Below are 16,047 nucleotides of genomic sequence, written 5' to 3' on the forward strand. Positions count from 1 at the left end.
AAAAAGTATCAAGGCACAGAGGTTTACTCCTCTGTGACCCTTCAGTTTAGGCAGTCTTAATACGGGCGATCTCGTCCAGGCCCAGCTCTTTGATCGAGGTTTCCCTCATCTTGTACTTCTGGATCTTGCCGGATACGGTCATCGGGAACTCGTCGACGAACTTGAAGTACCGGGGGATCTTGTAGTGGGCGATCTGACCTTTGCAGAAGTCCTTGATCTCGCCCTCGGTCACGGTGCAGCCGTTCTTGATCTTGACCCACGCCATCAGCTCTTCGCCGTACTTGAGGTCGGGCACGCCGATCACCTGGGCGTCGCTGATCGACGGGTGAGTGTAGAGGAACTCCTCGACTTCTCTCGGGTAAATGTTCTCTCCGCCTCTGATCACCATGTCTTTGATGCGGCCGGTGATCTTGCAGTAGTCCTCATCGTCCAGTATGCCCAGGTCTCCCGTGTGGAGCCAGCCCTTTTCGTCGATGGCCAGCGCAGTCGCGTCGGGGTTCTTGTAGTACCCTTCCATGATCATGTAGCCCCTGGCGCAAATCTCTCCCGGCATTCCCCTGGGCACTATGTCGCCGGTCTTGGGGTCGATGATCTTGATCTCGGTGTGGGGCATCGGCTGGCCGACGGTCGAGACTCTCTTCTCCAGCGAGTCGTCGGTGGACGACATCGTCAGCCCCGGCGAGGCTTCCGTCTGGCCGTAGGTGATGACGATATCTCGCATGTTCATGAGCGTGTTGACCTTCTTCATGTACTCGATCGGGCAGGGCGAGCCTGCCATAATGCCCGTCCGCAACGAGCTCAGGTCGAATTTGCTGAACAGCGGGTGCTCCAGCTCGGCGATGAACATGGTCGGCACGCCGTGGACTGCGGTGCATTTTTCCTTCTCGATGGCCGTCAGCGTCGCTATGGGATCGAAGTGCTCTGCCGGCAGAACCATCGTGGACCCGTGGGTCATGCAAGCCAGGTTCGAGAGCACCATGCCGAAGCAGTGGTAGAACGGCACAGGTATGCACAGCTTGTCCAGTTCGGTGAACTTCATGTATTCGCCGATGAAGAAGCCGTTGTTCAGGAGGTTGTGATGAGTCAGCACGACGCCTTTGGGGAAGCCGGTGGTTCCCGACGTGTACTGGATGTTGATCGGGTCGTCGAAGGAGAGCGTTCCCTGCAGGGTGCAGATGACGGCGTCGGGGATTTCGTCGCCTTTTTTGAGCATCTCTTCCCAGGTGAACATGTAGTCCTTTTTATCGCCGCGCGCCAGGACTACCGCTTTCATGAACGGGAGATTTTCCGAGTTGATCTGGCCCGGCTTCGAGGTCTTAGCCTCGGGGCAGACGTCCTCGAACATCTTCACGTAGTCCGAAGTTTTAAAGCTGTCAATGAGAACCAGGCCCTGGGCTTCAGACTGCTGCAGCACGTACTCCAGCTCATGGGTCCTGTATGCCGGGTTAATGTTGATCAGGATGATGCCGGCTTTGGCAGTGGCGAACTGCATGATGACCCATTCGGCGACGTTGGTTGCCCATATGGCTACCCGGTCGCCCTTCTTGTAGCCCATGCTTAATAATCCCTTAGCCGCCCTGTTCACCTGCTGCTGGAATTCCTGCCAGGTATAGCGAAGGCCCTGGTGTTCCGATACAAGCGCATCTCTCTCGGGATACAGGCTGGCGATCTCATCGAACTTGTCACCTATGGTCATGCCGATGAGGGGCTTGTCATATCCCTTGTATGCGTAGCTTAGGGATTTTCTTTTAAGCATTTCTAACCACCGAATCTCATATGGCCGTTGATAGCAGCCGATATGTTAACACGTGTCATTGTAGAGTAGGTTTTCGTGTATTTAAAGATAACCCTGTGCCGGGCAATACTCGTGCCTTGATCGGCAAGTGGTTGCCCTGATTGCACAAGCGTTTAATATAATACTGAAAAGCCTCATATCATAAATGTTTCGTCTCGCTATTCAATAATGAACATATTCTACCTGTAAATATCATGATTGTAAGTTACCGATTACCCGGCAGACCTTAAAAAGAAATGCTTTATTTCTCTCCGGGCAAACCCGCAGGTTTACCCGTCAGATCTTTCCATCCAAGCCATTTTCTCCCAATGGGCCCTGCTACTATGAGCGCAGCAGCCCAGGCAAGAACGATGATGATGGCATATGCTGGTATCACCGAGCTGAGCGGCAGTGCGCCGACGCTCAGCACGTTGTAGCCCCAGTGGAACAGGATCACCATTAGCAGGCTGTTACCTGTATTGTTCATCAGCCAGGTAATGTATACTGCGACCGCTGTGATAAATGCCAGGTTCATCAGCCAGTAGCCAAAACCGAACGTCTCCAGCTCGCCCAGCACAATCCAGAAGGGAATATGCCAGACCCACCAAATGAGGCCCAGGATAATGCTGGATATAAAAGCTGTCCAGCGCTGCTGCAACCGGGGCAGGGCAAACCCGCGCCAGCCGATTTCTTCTCCTGTGACGCTGATGGTCATGATTATCATTACTACTAGCAGGCTGGCAGCCGTTACCTCTACTGCCGGGAGGGGCTGGGCGCCGGGTAGCAGGGTGTAGATTAAAGCAGCGACAAACAACAATACCGGAAACACCAGCGCAGATGCTGCATACCACTTCCAGTGCACCTTCCACCTGCCGATCTGTCCGAGGAGAGATTTGACTGCAGGCCATCCTCCGATCAGGAGTGTTACAATAATGGCAGAAACCGCCGGGCTGAGCGTCCCGAACAGTCTGAATACCATGACAAATCCGGGGTCCAGCTTTATCGGGAATAAGCCATAGTAGTTCAATGCCATGGGAATCCAGATGGCCCACGAAAGCACGAAGGTCAGGATGAAGAATGCCAGCAAAGGGTGGCTGCGCAGAGTTTTAAGCATATACTGTCTCCAACACTATCCCACTCGCTGTCAATCTCTTATTAAACAGGCAGAAGTCGGACAATATTTCGCGTATTAACTCGACACTGTGCTTTATCTATATATAACTGACACTTGCCGATCAGCTCTGCCACGTATCCCGTATGTGCATGCAGTGCAGCCACTTATGGAACATATATATGCTGAGCCGCATATGTTCGGTATCAAGGTTGAAGTGATCGGCTGAAATACCTGTAAAGGTAGGTGAAGCCGTAGATGTCGAAGCCTGACAACAAGTACTGGAATAAAGAGCTGGAGACTATGCGCCCCGAAGAGCGCGATCAGAAGATTCTGAAGCAGATCAAGTACCAGCTGAACTACGTTTACGATAACATCCCCTTTTATAGGAAACTATACGACTCTAAGGGCTTCAAGCCGGAAATGGTCAGGACGCTTGCCGACTTCACCAAAAAGGTACCTATCATCAAGAAGAGCATGCTCCGGGAGAGCCAGGCAAAGTACCCTCCTTTCGGTGACTACTGGGGCGGCAAGGACGTTTACCGGCTTCATGGCTCGTCCGGTACGACCGGTACTCCCACCCTTTATGCCATCTCAAAGAAAGACTGGGATCATATAACGGACGTGCAGGCAATGTGCTACTACAGCACCGGTATCCGGCCTCACGACACGGTACAGGTGTCCATGCTTCTCAGCCTTTTCATGGGCGGATGGGGTGCTATCCTGGCATCGGAGCGCATCGGCGCCAGGACGTTCCCAATCGGTGCGGGCAACACTGAACAGCAGGCAACGCTGATGAAGATCTTGAAGCCGAGTGTGCTTTCATGCACTCCTACCTATGCTATCCACCTGGGAATGGTCGCGAAAGATATGGGTATAGATCCCCTCGAGCTCGGTGTAAAAAAGGGCGTTTTCCTCGGCGAGCCCGGTGCCGGCATACCGAGCATCAGGAAACGTATCGAAGATATCTGGGGCCTGAAGGCCTACGACTGCGGCTCAACCTCCGAGGTCACTCCCTGGGCCACTAACTGCGAATGCGAGGCGCAGGCAGGCATGCACTGCTATACTGACCAGGTGTACACTGAGATAGTCGCAGAGGACGACCCGAACGAAGGGATGGCTTACGGCGAGGACGGAGGAATCATTTACACCACCCTGTATCGTGAGTCCCAGCCCATGATCCGCTTCTGGTCCGGGGACAGATCAGTGATGACGATGGAGCAGTGTAACTGTGGCAGGACCTATCCCCGTCTGCCAAAAGGTATCTTCGGCAGGCTGGATGACATGCTCATCATCCGCGGTGTGAACACTTTCCCGAGCGCCATCGAGGAAGCCATCAGGAAGTGCGGCAATGCCGGCGCAGAGTTCCGCATCATCGTGAGCAGGCCCAAAGACATGGACGTCGTCGCTCTCGAGGTTGAACACCGGGACGGCCTGTTCGACGGGCGTGATGAGGTCGAGATCGAGCGGATGAGGCAGGAGCTCATGAGCGAAATCGCCCACAACGTAAAAGCGGGATGCGGCATCAGCACTTCCGTAGAGATCGTCAGCCCCCGCACGCTGCCCGTGGCACAGCTGAAAAGTAAGAGGGTCGTCGACAGGCGTACCGGTGTCTGGGCTGACGGCAAAGCTTGAGCAGCAGAGTGCTTAAGGCACTCCGCCCTCATTTTTATCATTTACAGAACAATATATGGTCCTGCATTCGAACGGCGTATAAAGCTCAGTACATCCGGTCATGCACTCCGCTGCCACGGGCTCCCCTCCCATGGCCTGGACGGATGCTACGCCGCCTCCGGGGGCCGGCCCTTGCTGGGTGTATCCGCCGTATCCCCCTCCATAGATGGTACTCTGAATATTACCCGAACCGTAGGTGCCTGGCTGACTTCCCGACGGGATCGGGGGAGCCCCGGGACTACCATATATGTTTTGTTGCAAGATATTACTCTGGAAACCCGGAGGGGTTGATGTGTCCTGCGGACCAAAGCCAGTGCTGGCACCGCTTTGTGACATGGGACTCGTGCCGCCTGTCTGGAAGCCCTGGCCTGGTCCGATATTGCCACCAAATGTGGTGCTCCCTGCCATACCCTGCCCGCCACCCCGGCTGCCCGACGCCGAACTTCCTCCAGTTGAGCTTCCGCCAGTCGAGCTGCCCGAGGAGCCCTGAGCAAAAGCCGGATATATCGAAATCAGTAGTAGTATGCAAGTTATAACTACCATCATTTGAGTGATTCGAACGATACGTTCTGTCATACTAAAATCCATCTGTCATTCTGTTTCACCGGACAAAAACTTCTCCGACAGATTACTGGACTGTGGTCTGAGTTCAAGATAAAAAAGGCGAACGATGGCAAGAGGATCTCCTCATGCCATCATCCTGTACTACCTATGGCTACTTAACCGACCTTGTATTCGCTTTATTTCGCGGTCCCGAAGGCGTTCGACGTCAGCGAGACACCGGTGAATGGCGACACCAGTGCGTTGCTCGTGCCGAAGCCGGTCAGGCCCGGAATCGTGGCCAGGCCGGTTGAAGATAGCTGCGTCGTTCCGGTGACCGGGGATATCAGCGCGTTACTGAAGCCGTTGGCCGTGATGCCGGGCTGTGTTACCAGTCCCTGAGAGGACAGCGAGGTTGTGCCAAACGGCGAGATGAACGAGTTACTGAGGCCGCTTGTGGTGATGCCGTTGGTCTGGCCGAAGGCGTTGGAGAACGCGTTCGTGCCGAAGGTCGGAGACGTGAACACGTTGGAGGTACCCTGCCCTGTGATGCCGTTCGTCTGGCCGAAACCACTGGAGAATAAGTTCGTGCCGAAGGTCGGGGAGGCGAACACGTTAGAGGTGCCAAAGCCCGTCAGCCCGCCGGTCTGGCCGAAAGCGTTGGAGACCGTACTCGTTCCCGTGAACGGTGAAGCGAATGCATTACTCGTGCCCGTTCCGAAAGTGCTTCCGATTGAGCCGAAGCCGGTCGAGAAGCCTGTCGTGCCGCCCTTTCCGGCCGTCGCAGTGCTCGTGCCGGAACCCGTCGCTCCTGATGTCGCTGCATCGGCTAATCCAATCATCCCGATACTGACCGCCAATACCAATAACACGGTCAGTGCAATCCGAATCTTGCCTGTCATGTTCTCACACCAAATCAGGATTACGGGGGCTTCACATAACTGATGCTGCACGATTCAACGCCACTCCGCTTGCATCCCGGGGCGGCAAGTCAGGTTTAAATGTAAAATATTTCTAATGCGCACTTTTCCTGTGCCGGAGGCCGCCGCGAACGTTACTAAAAGGTGTACGGTGAGCCTGAAAAATAAATGAAAAATGGGGAGAGAGCTTCTTCACTCTCTCTTCATCTTGATGCACTTCGAGGGGCACTCGTTTGCGCAGATGCCGCAGCCCTTGCAGTAGTCGTAGTCGATGTTCAGATCGTCGTCGATACAGGCTTCGGGGCAGTAGAGGATGCAGTTCCCGCACTTCTTGCAGGCCTCGATTTCCAGCTCGGGCTTGAACGTCCTCCAGGTTCCCGTCTTGCCTGCGGCGCCGTGCTGCGGTTTTGATGCGGGCGTGACCGGCAGGTCCCACCTGTTCTTTCCACCTTTCTTGTCTGCGCTCTTTTGAACCGTCTTAGCTTTCAGCACATGACCACCTTCTCGTAAGCTTCCTTAGCTGCGTTTACATTGCGCTCGTCGCTGAACGTGTCCTTGATCGCGGCCAGCGCCGAGTCCAGGCCGACCACGTTCAGTTTAGCCAGCGCGCCCAGGATGGGCGTGTTCAGGATCGGGTTGCCCGACAGTACCAGACCCATCTTCAGGGCGATATCCGTCACGTTGACCGTCGCCACCTTGAAGTCGCCTTTAGGCAGCTTCGCGTGGTGGTTGGTGTTGACGATCAGCAGTCCGCCGGGCTTCAGCCCGTCGGTGACGTTCACCAGGTCCAGGATCGAGTCGTCCAGCACGACCACAATGTCGGGCTGGTAGATCTGGCTGGATACCTTGATCTCGTCCTGGCTGATCCTCGTGAAAGATGTAATCGGCGCGCCTCTGCGCTCGGCACCGTACAGTGGGAAGGCAGTGCTGTACTTACCTTCCAGGAAGGCCGCCTGGGCGAGCAGCTTGGATGCCGTCACCCCGCCCTGGCCTCCCCGAGAGTGGAACCTGATTTCGAGCATGGTTAGTCCACCCCCAGCCAGACTTCGCCTTCGGGTTTGGCCTTTCTAACTACGGCGGCGATGTCCTTGTAGGAGACATCCTGGCCACCTAGACCCGCGATGAGGTTGAAGATCTTGACGTCGTGCCTGAACCGGATTTCCTGCGCGAGGATACCGCCTGCACCCGGGGAGTAGTCCCTGTCCAGCACAACTATACGCTTGCCTTCGAGGATGCTGAGATCGGGGAAAGGCCTGAACTGCCTGACCCTGACCGCGCCGGCTTTTACGCCTTCCTTGCGGAGCAGGTCGACTGCCATCTCGGCTTCTCTGGCGATGGTGCCCATGCCGACGATCAGGACTTCGGCGTCGTCTGCCCTGTACTCCATTACGTCCGAGTACTTGCGCCCGAACCGCTCTGCGAACTCGGCCTCTATCTCTCTCGACAGTTTACCGGCCAGCTCCATGTCGTCCTTCATCATCCGGCGGAACTTGTAGTAATCGGCCGGACCGGTGAGGTTGCCGTACGACATCGGGTTGTCGGTGTCGATCGCGTGGGGCATGTCAATCTCCGGCAGGAAGTCGCCGGTGTCTGTGATGTCCAGCGGCTGTATGGCATGGCTCAGGATGAACCCGTCCAGGTTGACCATGCAGGGCAGGTACACTGACTCTGCGAGCTTGTAAGCCATAATAGTCGAGTCGTAGACTTCCTGGACTGTGGCAGCGTAGAACTGCATCCAGCCAGTATCCCTCTGGGACAGGGCGTCAGTATGCTCGGCCCATATGTTCCACGCAGGCCCGACTGCCCTGTTGACGTTAGCCATGACGATGGGCAGCCTTGCGCCGGCCGCCCAGTGGATCATCTCGTGCATGTACAGGAGGCCATGGCTCGATGTGGCTGTAAAAGCCCTCGCGCCAGTGGCTGATGCGCCGATACAGGCCGCCAGCGCCGAGTGCTCGCTTTCGACCCGGATATAGGCCGCATCCATCTTGCCGGTCTCGACGAAGTTCGCCACTGTCTCGACCACTTCGGTCTGCGGGGTGATAGGATATGCCGCAATGACTTCGACGTCGCACTCTTTGACTCCGTAGGCAACCGCCTGGTTGCCTGTTGCCATCTTCTTCACTGCACCAGCCCCCTGATCCTCTGCATGCCCAGCTCAACCTCTTTCTTCATGTTCTCGATGTCCACGCCCTTGAAACGCCCCTGGGGCTTGAGGTAATCGTCGATGGGCGCCGGCTTCTTCAGCGCCGCCGAGGTCGGCGGGCTCAAGGTGACCTTGCCGTTCTCGTACTCGTACAGGAACCACATGCCGGACCGGACGGCCAGCTTGCCCAGCTCGATCGACTTTTCAGTCGGGTACCGCCACCCGGACGGGCAGGGGACGTGTATGTGGAGGAACTTGGTGCCCTCGATGGAGAGCGCCTTCTGTGTCTTCTTCAGCAGATCCCGGGGGAAAGCCGCGCTGGCCGTAGCCATGTAGGCCGGCCGGTGGGCCATTACTATGAAATCAATGTCCTTCTTAGAGTCCTTACGGCCGGTGGGTGTGGTCGTAGTGATCGCTCCGTACGGCGTAGAGCCACTCTTCTGCATGCCAGTGTTCGAATAAGCCTCGTTATCGTAGCATACGTAGAGAATGTTAGCATTGCGTTCGATGGCGCCGGAGAGTGCCTGTATGCCGATGTCCACAGTGCCGCCGTCGCCTGCGAACACGATCACGTTCTTGCCCTTGTTCCGGGCTGCGGAGGCGACGCCATCCGCCGTGGCCGCGGCGGCTGCGAAGGCGATGTTTAACACAGGAACGCCGTAGGCAGACTTAGGGAACGTACCCTGGCATACCGTCGAGCAGCACGCAGGATTGACAATGATCGTATTCTTTCCTGCCGCCTTCAAGATGTAGCGCAGGGCGAGCATGGCCGTACAGCCGGCGCATGCAGTGTTGCCTTTATAGAGGAATTCTTCCCGGGGGATGTCGTCTAGCATGAAACCCACCACTTTGACGTCATAAGACGCGAGGTGATTCATTATCACTCGCAGAGGACTAAAACCTTATGGTATGGGTATGTACTTGTGAGAGCTAAATCTCCCGGGACTGAATAGTGCCTCCGCCGGGAGCATATCCCGATAAGTAAGGCAGATCAAATCCGTAAAACTTTAAGCATCTGAAAACTTTTCGGCCTGCGGGCAGCTATTGCGCCACTTTTTAACCGCTGCCGCTTATTTTGCATCATGTTTTCACGATAGGCTTATCGAGGCCGCCATGAGAGATGTATACCGGGCACGAATAATGTGCCAGTATACTATCTAAGGTGTGAGGAAGCAGGCCATGGAGCAAAAAGCTAATGCCTGGGATGTAGGGGCTCATACCGGAACCGATGGCCGGACGCTATCCGGGCAGACTTTGTCCGGGCGCACCCTGTCTGACATCAGCTATGTGCTGGAGGTAGAGCCTCAGAACATAGAAGTCCGCTTTAGCTACGCGCATCTGCTCGAGGAGAACGGCAGGTTCGAGGACGCTGAAACACAGTACCGGAAGGTTACCGAGGCCAGGCCAGAGTATACTGAAGCTTACGTACACTACGGCAACATGCTGCGGAAGACCAGCCGGATAAGCGACGCTGAAACGCAGTACCGGAAGGCTATCAGTGTAAATCCCCGGGACTTCGGCGCGCACTTCAGCTATGCGACGCTGCTGGAGGAGCAAAACCGTCTCGAAGAAGCGGAAGACGAGTACGTCAACGCAGTGTATAGCCGCAGCGGGCGTTCCAGGTAGAAGAGTGCAGCGGGATACCGCAAAGCCTCTAAACGCTAACAGTTAGTCTTCTCTTTGCCTTTTTATCCGACGAGGTACTCCCCGCTGGAGAAGCCCCCTCTCTTTGCCTTCTTATCTGCTCTGACGTGCTCTATCTCTCCATGGTCAAGCCCGTAAGCGTCTATCAATGCGTCCACGACTTCCAGGACGTCGGCCAGCTCCTCAACGAGGTCGTCGGTCTGCCTTACTTCCTCGGCCTCTTCCACCAGCTTGTCTTTCAGCGCCCGGCGCAGCCGCTCTCCCGATATCCTCTCAACTTCGGGGTCCTTTCCCTGCAGCCGCATGATCTCGGGTATCCTGTCCCTGACGAGCTTTCCCACGATCAGTTGTCCGGGCTCCGGGTATATAGAGCTTTCAGAGCAGAGCGGTAGATAGGCTTTAATAGATCGAATTTTTAATATATTTCACGACAAATATAATTTGGAGTGATCATGCTTTGAAGAAGACACTGGTGGTCGTCTATCTCAGCACCTCGGGCAACACGAAACGCATGGCAGACGCCATTGTGGAAGGCGCTGAGTCGCGCGGCATCAGCTCGGCAGCGGTGAGCTTCTACGACGTGGATCTCGACAAGCTGCGGTCGGCGGACGCGATTGCTATCGGCTCATCCACTTTCTGGTATAAGATGCACGATGCTATGGAAAAGTTTCTGGATCGGCTTAAGCCCTTAAACCTTAAGGGCAAGGTCGGCGCAGCCTTCGGCTCCTACGGCTGGAGCGGAGAAGCCCCGGTGCAGATTGCCCACAAGATGCGGGAGATGGGCATCGATGTCATCGACCCGGTGCTGCGCGTCCAGTGGGACCCGGACGAGAAGGACCTGAAAGAGTGCGAGCGGCTCGGCAAGGACATCGCCAAAGCGCTGAAGAAAGAGCCGGTGCCGGTCGCCTGAACCCTGGCTGGCGTCCCCTTGCCTGAGTTTTCCGCCGCAGGCGGGATAATAAAATACAAATAGGAAGGGTGTGCATTATATTCATATCTGTCTTTGTTAACAGGAGGTTTATTTTTTGTTCCCCAACAAAAAAGTCCAGGCACTTATTGGACAAAAGGTTCAAGTCGAAATGAAAGGCGAGAAGAACATTCTCGAAGGCACTTTAGTCAGCGCGGATGACTACCTGAACCTTCACCTCGTCGACACCACCGAAATCGCAGCCGGCCAGAAGCTCCGGACGCTTGGCTCGGTAGTGCTTAGAGGTAACAACATCATTTTGCTAAACCCGATCAAGGAGTAATAGTGCGTTGAACGCGACGAACGTCGAGGACAGGGCGCTGGAGCTCATAAAAGCCGCCCCGAAGGGCGTCCTCCAGAGCGACCTGTGGAAAGATCTTGATATTGACAGCCGGAAATGTTCCCGGGTAGTCGCCAAGCTCGAAGCCGACGGCAAGATCAAGCGCACGTGGGAAACGGTCAGCGGCACCAGGACCTACCGGCTCTCGTACGTGCCGCCGAAGAAAGAGGCACCTAAAAAGGAGTACCGGTTCGACCTGATCATGGCCGAAGACGAGGTCGCTCCCTGCGTCGGCTGTACCTATGAATGCGAGCCCGACTACTGCCCGGACCTCGGCAACTGGATCGAGTTGCTGGCAAAGGAAGAGGCAGCCAGGCTCAGGAAAATAGGTGCAAAAGAGGCGGCCGAGCCGAAGAAGGCTGCCAGAGCCCCGGAGCCCGAGCCCGAGGAAGAAGTGGCGGAAGAGCCTGAAGTTAAAAAGCCTGCGCCTAAAAAGGCACCGGCCAGGAAACGCAAGTAAAAACGCAGCAGCTTTTAGCTGCGTTTACCTTTTTTAAGGTAATCCTGCGATCAATAGCCAGGAGTGTTTTTCCCGGCATCTGCAGCGGGAATACTCACTATAAACTTACTGCCCTTAGTATAATCGCCGGGCACTCTGTTCTCCACTTTTATCGAGCCTTCGAACTTCTCCAGCAATGACTTGACAATATACAGGCCCAGTCCTTTTCCCGGTGCCTTCGTGGTGCCACGCTGAAACCTGTGAAAGAGCCTTGGCTTCACCTCGTCTGGTATGCCAAAGCCATTATCTTCTACGGTAATCTGATAGTATTTTTTGCCATCCGTGAACGTTTCGCCTGTCAATATGTCTATTGTCACTTCCCCGCCCGAATATTTGATCGAGTTGTTGATGAGATTGCAGAATACTTCTTTGATAAGAGGTAAGCTCATGACGATCATGCCCGGCTTTTGCGTATAGTTAATGTTTACCGGTTTGTCGGCCGGAATGGGGGCTTGTTTTATACAATCGAGGATCATCTCATCCAGATCTATCGGATGTAGCTCTAGCTTACCTGTTATTATTTGCTGCAGCTTCCTCACGTTGTCGATGATTTCAGAACTGCTTTGCGTGGCCCGGAACGCTGCCTTAATCGACTTTTTCTCCTGGTCAGTTAGCCCCGGGTCGTCTTTGATCATCTCTAAATTCATGAGCGATGTCTGGTTGAGGTTGTTGATGTCATGGCCCATTATATCCAGATATATTTGCGTTTCTTCTATCGCCTGGTTCTTTTCTTTTTCCGCCTTGTCTCTGGCAGTAATTACCGCTTTTTCCGCCTGTTTTCGGTCGGTGATATCTCTGACAGATGCTATAATCACCTGTTTGTCTCCTAAGGATGTGCCTGCGGCGCTAAACTCTACGGAGAATGTGCTGCCGCCTTTCTTCACATGGACTGTCTCGTAGACGCAGCTTTCTGTGATACACTTCTCGATAATACTCGGTAGTCTAAACAATTCTTCAGGTGCGGTTAAATCAGACAGGCTCATAGAGAGCAGTTCATCCGATGTATATCCGTAGACTTGACATGCAGCCTTATTGGCATCCAGTATTTTGCCTTCTATGTCAATCGAGAAGAGCGGGTCTTTCGCCCGCTGAAAAATCAGCTGGTACTTTTTCGACAGCTCCACTGCATGCTCAAGCTCAACGGTACGTTCCAGATCATTCATCATCGAGTTAAAAGTCCTGGAAAGGTCCCCGATTTCATCTTTCCTGTCGCTCCTCGCCCGAACCTTGTACTTTCCCTCGGATATGCTTCTCATGGTATTCGATAATTCGACGATTGGATCAGTGAGGTACCAGGATAAGAAATAGCTGATCGTGAGTATCACGAGCGACCCGCCAGCGAGCAGGACAAGTATCACAGCTACTTTCTGCAAAACTTGAGAATAGACCACGTTCATCGGTGTAGATACTATCACTCCCCAGCCCGATATGGGCACTGGCGAGAATCCGACAATTCTTAGCTGTCTGTCAAATGTCTCGCTTGTCTCTACTACGCCTTCAGCACCATTCCTCGCGTGCTGTACTGGCATGGTCTCAGACAAATTCGCTCTCGCATCCACATAGGTCTGGATATTATGCGAAACCACCAGTCCTTGACTATCCACTACAATGATGTTCCTGTCCTGATCTGACTGCCACTTCTGGATATTCTCGTTGAGCCGTACCGGATCGACTGCGGTGATTATATAGCCGGTGACCCTATTATCGTCTTTGACAGGCACTGCTACTGCAAAAACGTATCTTTTCAGAGTGCGGCTTAAATAAAGGCCTGTGACGAAGGTTTCATTCTTTTTATATGCTCGGTCCAGCCCTCCGGAAGCCACAAACTGCGTAGTATTTGCGCCCCTGGAATGATACAAAATATTACCATCATGGTCGAGTATGACGACTACATCCGAATTTGGTATTACCCGGTCCAGGCTATCCCCGACACCTCTCAGGTATACTGTATCATTTTGCCGGATTGCTTCAATAGTATTTTGATTCACAGCTTCCGCAGTTTCTGCAATAGCAATATTGTTAATAAATACGTTGACGTACTGGGATACTATCTGTGCGTCCTGAAAGTTAGACTGGAGAATATCGTTCTTGATACACGTGTATGTTGAGTATATCCATAATCCTCCGAACACCAGCATAATCAGTAAGCTGATCGCTAACAGTACAATCGCCGTTCTGGTACGGATAGAATTATGACGCATCATACTTGTATTCGCATTGGGCACATTAACATATAATATAACAATTAGCGATAAATATCGATCAACTGAAAATAGTATTTATAGACAATAGTATCTGCACTACGGATAAAAGATTAAATGAGCTTTTATAACGGCGGCTTAAAATTTCTGGTTATCATAGCGGGGACGGCGTTTTTAACTCGTGCTTTCTTCCAGTAGCTGCTCCACTCCTCGGGCGCGTCGCGGCTGATACCACCATGGGGTGTGGACCTTTCCCGGATTTTCACCAGCACAGGTGTATTGATAGCGACGCCGGAGACTATGGCTTCGCCTCTGGCGAGGGCGGGGAGCTCGTCCAGCAGCTCCCGGCTCATGCTTTCGATGCTGGAGGCGATCTGGCTCTGGTCTACCGGGTTGATGATGCGCATGGTGATCTGGGACATGCACTGGGAAAGGGAATCGCTGTCCAGCTTGGCCGGGCGCTGGGATACCATGCATACTCCGATGCCGAACTTTCGGCCTTCGGAGAGGATAGTTTTGAGGACTCTCTTAGACTTTGCCTCGCCGTTCTGGGGCGCGTACCTGTGGGCTTCCTCCAGCACCACGAACGTCGGGTAGGGCAGGTAGCGCTCTTCACTTTCAGCGTAGCGCTGGTTGACAGTGCCCTCTCTGGCGTCGAATAATCGCCTCAACAGGACCGATGCGATGAGCTGCTGGTCAGACTCGCCGATGCCACTGAGGTCGAGGACCGTAAGCTGTCCCGGGGCGAATAGCTCAGAAAGCTGGGTGTGCAGGTGGTCCTCGAAGATGCCTCTTCTCATCACCGAGTCGAACCGCCACAGGATAGCGTCGATGGTGGACTCATTGTTGGGGTTGCGCTGGACTTCGATTTCCCGGCGCAAGTCGGATTTCTTGTGGTGGGAGCCATTGCGCCAGCTGAAGAACCCGGTGACAAAGAAGTGCTGCATCTTTTCAGAGAGATCGAGAATGCCGAGCAGGTCATCCAGCTCAAGCTCTGTGATCTTGATCTTCAGCGATTCCTTGCGGTAAACCTTGACGGTGGGCTGGTAGTCGCCGTCCCGGAACTCGGGCTTATTTACCATCTCGGAGAGAGTTGAATATTCGCCGTGCGGGTCGACGACGAGAATGGCCGCTCTGTTGTTGGGCTTCATCATCTCTTCCAGCAGCACACCGATGGTGTAGCTTTTGCCGCTACCCGTAGAGGCGATCACGCTGACGTGCTGGCTGACGATGTCTTTTACGCTGATGACTACCGGTACGTCGGTGCCCGGTATGGTGCCGAGCGCTGCTGCTCCCCGGTCTTCGGCCTGGACTTTGCTGATGTTCTGCAGCACTTCTGGTCCGGCCACGTAGATCGTTTCGCCGGAGTCCGGCATTGCCCTTGGGTGTTTGAACTCCTGGAGCTTCTCGTTAAAGTAGCCGACTACGAGGGCGGTCATCAGGTGGTGATCGTATTCCTCAGTGTCCATGCCGGCGAACTGCATGAGGTCTTTAGGGCTGATCTCCGCAGCCTCGATGAACTCGTCGGGGAAGGTCTTGAGCGATTTTGAGTACGTGACCCTGCAGAGCACATACCGCTCGGGATCTACCCAGCGGTCTTTGTAGGCTACGAACTCTCCCGTCTTGAATTTGTGCGGGGAAACGAAGGTGATCTCGTTCTCCTCTACGTCCCTAACGACGCCTGCCGGCCTCATAGCGGTTCTCCGTGAACTTCTTCAGGGCTTTCAGCATCGGTGCACATTCGGGCATGGCTTCGGAAGCCCGGTCGATAGCACATGCGGCCACTGTCGGGTTGGTTGACTGGGTCAGCTTCTTGTAGTAGCCGAAGCTGGCTTTTCCGTTATCCATGTGGAAAGCCCGGATCTCTGCCGGCTCCATCAGCTCCGCGACGTCGTTGATCGCAGGGGTGTAGACGATGGAGTGGGCTGGGTTTGCACACGTCTTCATACAGCCTATGCCCGTGACAACCACATACGAGCTGCGGAAGTCTGCCATATAGGGCACGAATACTTCCTGCTTCTCCTGCGGGAGATACGGCAGCAGGTCTTCTTTCACGTTGTGCAGGATGTCGGAGATCACGCCGATCACCGATCCCTGCGCTGATCTGACAGATACGTAGCTGCCGATGCCCAGGCTTGATGCCGGAATGTAGCCGCTGTCCTCGTCGACCGGGACCCGGACGACGTATTCTGCGAAGGAGCGGACCTGGACTATGGAACCGATTTTCAACC

The 16,047-nt window shown here is 54.4% G+C and carries 16 protein-coding genes; 5 read left to right on the top strand and 11 right to left on the bottom strand.

The features are described 5' to 3' along the window. Window positions 1-46: 46 nt before the first annotated feature. Window positions 47-1,756 carry an AMP-binding protein gene (locus ACPLPM_RS09775; RefSeq protein ID WP_424356597.1) on the bottom strand — a complete coding sequence of 570 codons (1,710 nt, stop codon included), beginning with the start codon at window positions 1,754-1,756 and terminating at the stop codon, window positions 47-49. 280 nt (window positions 1,757-2,036) lie between these two features. After that, window positions 2,037-2,888 carry a CPBP family intramembrane glutamic endopeptidase gene (locus ACPLPM_RS09780; protein WP_424356598.1) on the bottom strand — a complete coding sequence of 284 codons (852 nt, stop codon included), beginning with the start codon at window positions 2,886-2,888 and terminating at the stop codon, window positions 2,037-2,039. A gap of 255 nt (window positions 2,889-3,143) precedes the next feature. On the opposite strand from ACPLPM_RS09780, the gene ACPLPM_RS09785 reads away from it, so the two are divergent. Then, the gene (locus tag ACPLPM_RS09785) at window positions 3,144-4,520 is read left to right on the top strand and encodes a phenylacetate--CoA ligase family protein (protein WP_424356599.1); all 1,377 of its coding nucleotides are present in this window, start codon (window positions 3,144-3,146) and stop codon (window positions 4,518-4,520) included. Between the two features lie 779 nt (window positions 4,521-5,299). On the opposite strand, the gene ACPLPM_RS09790 is transcribed toward ACPLPM_RS09785, so the two are convergent. The 5 genes from ACPLPM_RS09790 to ACPLPM_RS09810 all read right to left on the bottom strand — a co-directional run bounded on the left by ACPLPM_RS09790 (window position 5,300) and on the right by ACPLPM_RS09810 (window position 9,001). Continuing rightward, a complete protein-coding gene (locus ACPLPM_RS09790) occupies window positions 5,300-5,941 on the bottom strand; it encodes a hypothetical protein (protein WP_424356600.1) in 642 nt (213 codons plus the stop codon). A gap of 270 nt (window positions 5,942-6,211) precedes the next feature. Beyond that, a complete protein-coding gene (locus tag ACPLPM_RS09795) occupies window positions 6,212-6,448 on the bottom strand; it encodes a 4Fe-4S binding protein (RefSeq protein WP_048198892.1) in 237 nt (78 codons plus the stop codon). A 56-nt stretch (window positions 6,449-6,504) separates the two neighbouring features. After that, window positions 6,505-7,041, bottom strand: a complete 537-nt coding sequence (locus tag ACPLPM_RS09800; protein ID WP_424356601.1) for a 2-oxoacid:acceptor oxidoreductase family protein — start codon at window positions 7,039-7,041, stop codon at window positions 6,505-6,507. 2 nt (window positions 7,042-7,043) lie between these two features. After that, window positions 7,044-8,144, bottom strand: coding sequence for a pyruvate ferredoxin oxidoreductase (gene porA, locus ACPLPM_RS09805; protein ID WP_424356602.1), 1,101 nt, complete (start codon window positions 8,142-8,144; stop codon window positions 7,044-7,046). Beyond that, on the bottom strand, window positions 8,141-9,001 hold the full coding sequence (locus tag ACPLPM_RS09810) for a thiamine pyrophosphate-dependent enzyme (RefSeq protein WP_424356603.1): 861 nt from the start codon (window positions 8,999-9,001) through the stop codon (window positions 8,141-8,143). Before ACPLPM_RS09810 ends, porA begins: the two co-directional genes overlap by 4 nt. Window positions 9,002-9,344: 343 nt before the next feature. Here ACPLPM_RS09810 and ACPLPM_RS09815 point away from each other — a divergent pair, with 343 nt between their 5' ends. Further along, the gene (locus tag ACPLPM_RS09815) at window positions 9,345-9,791 is read left to right on the top strand and encodes a tetratricopeptide repeat protein (protein ID WP_424356604.1); all 447 of its coding nucleotides are present in this window, start codon (window positions 9,345-9,347) and stop codon (window positions 9,789-9,791) included. Window positions 9,792-9,853: 62 nt separating this feature from the next. On the opposite strand, the gene ACPLPM_RS09820 is transcribed toward ACPLPM_RS09815, so the two are convergent. Then, window positions 9,854-10,150 carry a hypothetical protein gene (locus tag ACPLPM_RS09820; protein ID WP_424356605.1) on the bottom strand — a complete coding sequence of 99 codons (297 nt, stop codon included), beginning with the start codon at window positions 10,148-10,150 and terminating at the stop codon, window positions 9,854-9,856. Between the two features lie 116 nt (window positions 10,151-10,266). Here ACPLPM_RS09820 and ACPLPM_RS09825 point away from each other — a divergent pair, with 116 nt between their 5' ends. The 3 genes from ACPLPM_RS09825 to ACPLPM_RS09835 all read left to right on the top strand — a co-directional run bounded on the left by ACPLPM_RS09825 (window position 10,267) and on the right by ACPLPM_RS09835 (window position 11,576). Further along, the gene (locus tag ACPLPM_RS09825) at window positions 10,267-10,719 is read left to right on the top strand and encodes a flavodoxin domain-containing protein (RefSeq protein WP_424356606.1); all 453 of its coding nucleotides are present in this window, start codon (window positions 10,267-10,269) and stop codon (window positions 10,717-10,719) included. Between the two features lie 115 nt (window positions 10,720-10,834). Continuing rightward, window positions 10,835-11,059 carry an LSM domain-containing protein gene (locus tag ACPLPM_RS09830; RefSeq protein WP_424356607.1) on the top strand — a complete coding sequence of 75 codons (225 nt, stop codon included), beginning with the start codon at window positions 10,835-10,837 and terminating at the stop codon, window positions 11,057-11,059. Window positions 11,060-11,066: 7 nt separating this feature from the next. Next, on the top strand, window positions 11,067-11,576 hold the full coding sequence (locus ACPLPM_RS09835; protein ID WP_424356608.1) for a helix-turn-helix transcriptional regulator: 510 nt from the start codon (window positions 11,067-11,069) through the stop codon (window positions 11,574-11,576). 50 nt (window positions 11,577-11,626) lie between these two features. Here the strand turns inward: ACPLPM_RS09835 and ACPLPM_RS09840 are convergent, their stop codons facing one another. The 3 genes from ACPLPM_RS09840 to ACPLPM_RS09850 form a co-directional block, all read right to left on the bottom strand. Beyond that, window positions 11,627-13,753 carry a PAS domain S-box protein gene (locus ACPLPM_RS09840; protein WP_424356609.1) on the bottom strand — a complete coding sequence of 709 codons (2,127 nt, stop codon included), beginning with the start codon at window positions 13,751-13,753 and terminating at the stop codon, window positions 11,627-11,629. 188 nt (window positions 13,754-13,941) lie between these two features. After that, a complete protein-coding gene (locus tag ACPLPM_RS09845; RefSeq protein WP_424356610.1) occupies window positions 13,942-15,510 on the bottom strand; it encodes an ATP-binding protein in 1,569 nt (522 codons plus the stop codon). Then, the gene (locus ACPLPM_RS09850) at window positions 15,488-16,045 is read right to left on the bottom strand and encodes a hypothetical protein (protein WP_424356611.1); all 558 of its coding nucleotides are present in this window, start codon (window positions 16,043-16,045) and stop codon (window positions 15,488-15,490) included. Before ACPLPM_RS09850 ends, ACPLPM_RS09845 begins: the two co-directional genes overlap by 23 nt. Window positions 16,046-16,047 lie beyond the last annotated feature (2 nt).

This window comes from Methanocella sp. MCL-LM, from assembly GCF_049676595.1.
GTDB lineage: Archaea > Halobacteriota > Methanocellia > Methanocellales > Methanocellaceae > Methanocella_A.

What these genes read in the sequence shown, in the direction of transcription:
- ACPLPM_RS09785 (WP_424356599.1), top strand. Translation starts at nt 3,144, where the DNA reads ATGTCGAAGCCTGACAACAAGTACTGGAATAAAGAGCTGGAGACTATG.
- ACPLPM_RS09800 (WP_424356601.1), bottom strand. Translation starts at nt 7,041, where the DNA reads ATGCTCGAAATCAGGTTCCACTCTCGGGGAGGCCAGGGCGGGGTGACG.
- ACPLPM_RS09840 (WP_424356609.1), bottom strand. Translation starts at nt 13,753, where the DNA reads ATGCTGGTGTTCGGAGGATTATGGATATACTCAACATACACGTGTATC.
- ACPLPM_RS09810 (WP_424356603.1), bottom strand. Translation starts at nt 9,001, where the DNA reads ATGCTAGACGACATCCCCCGGGAAGAATTCCTCTATAAAGGCAACACT.
- ACPLPM_RS09790 (WP_424356600.1), bottom strand. Translation starts at nt 5,941, where the DNA reads ATGATTGGATTAGCCGATGCAGCGACATCAGGAGCGACGGGTTCCGGC.
- ACPLPM_RS09845 (WP_424356610.1), bottom strand. Translation starts at nt 15,510, where the DNA reads ATGAGGCCGGCAGGCGTCGTTAGGGACGTAGAGGAGAACGAGATCACC.
- ACPLPM_RS09815 (WP_424356604.1), top strand. Translation starts at nt 9,345, where the DNA reads ATGGAGCAAAAAGCTAATGCCTGGGATGTAGGGGCTCATACCGGAACC.
- ACPLPM_RS09780 (WP_424356598.1), bottom strand. Translation starts at nt 2,888, where the DNA reads ATGCTTAAAACTCTGCGCAGCCACCCTTTGCTGGCATTCTTCATCCTG.
- ACPLPM_RS09775 (WP_424356597.1), bottom strand. Translation starts at nt 1,756, where the DNA reads ATGCTTAAAAGAAAATCCCTAAGCTACGCATACAAGGGATATGACAAG.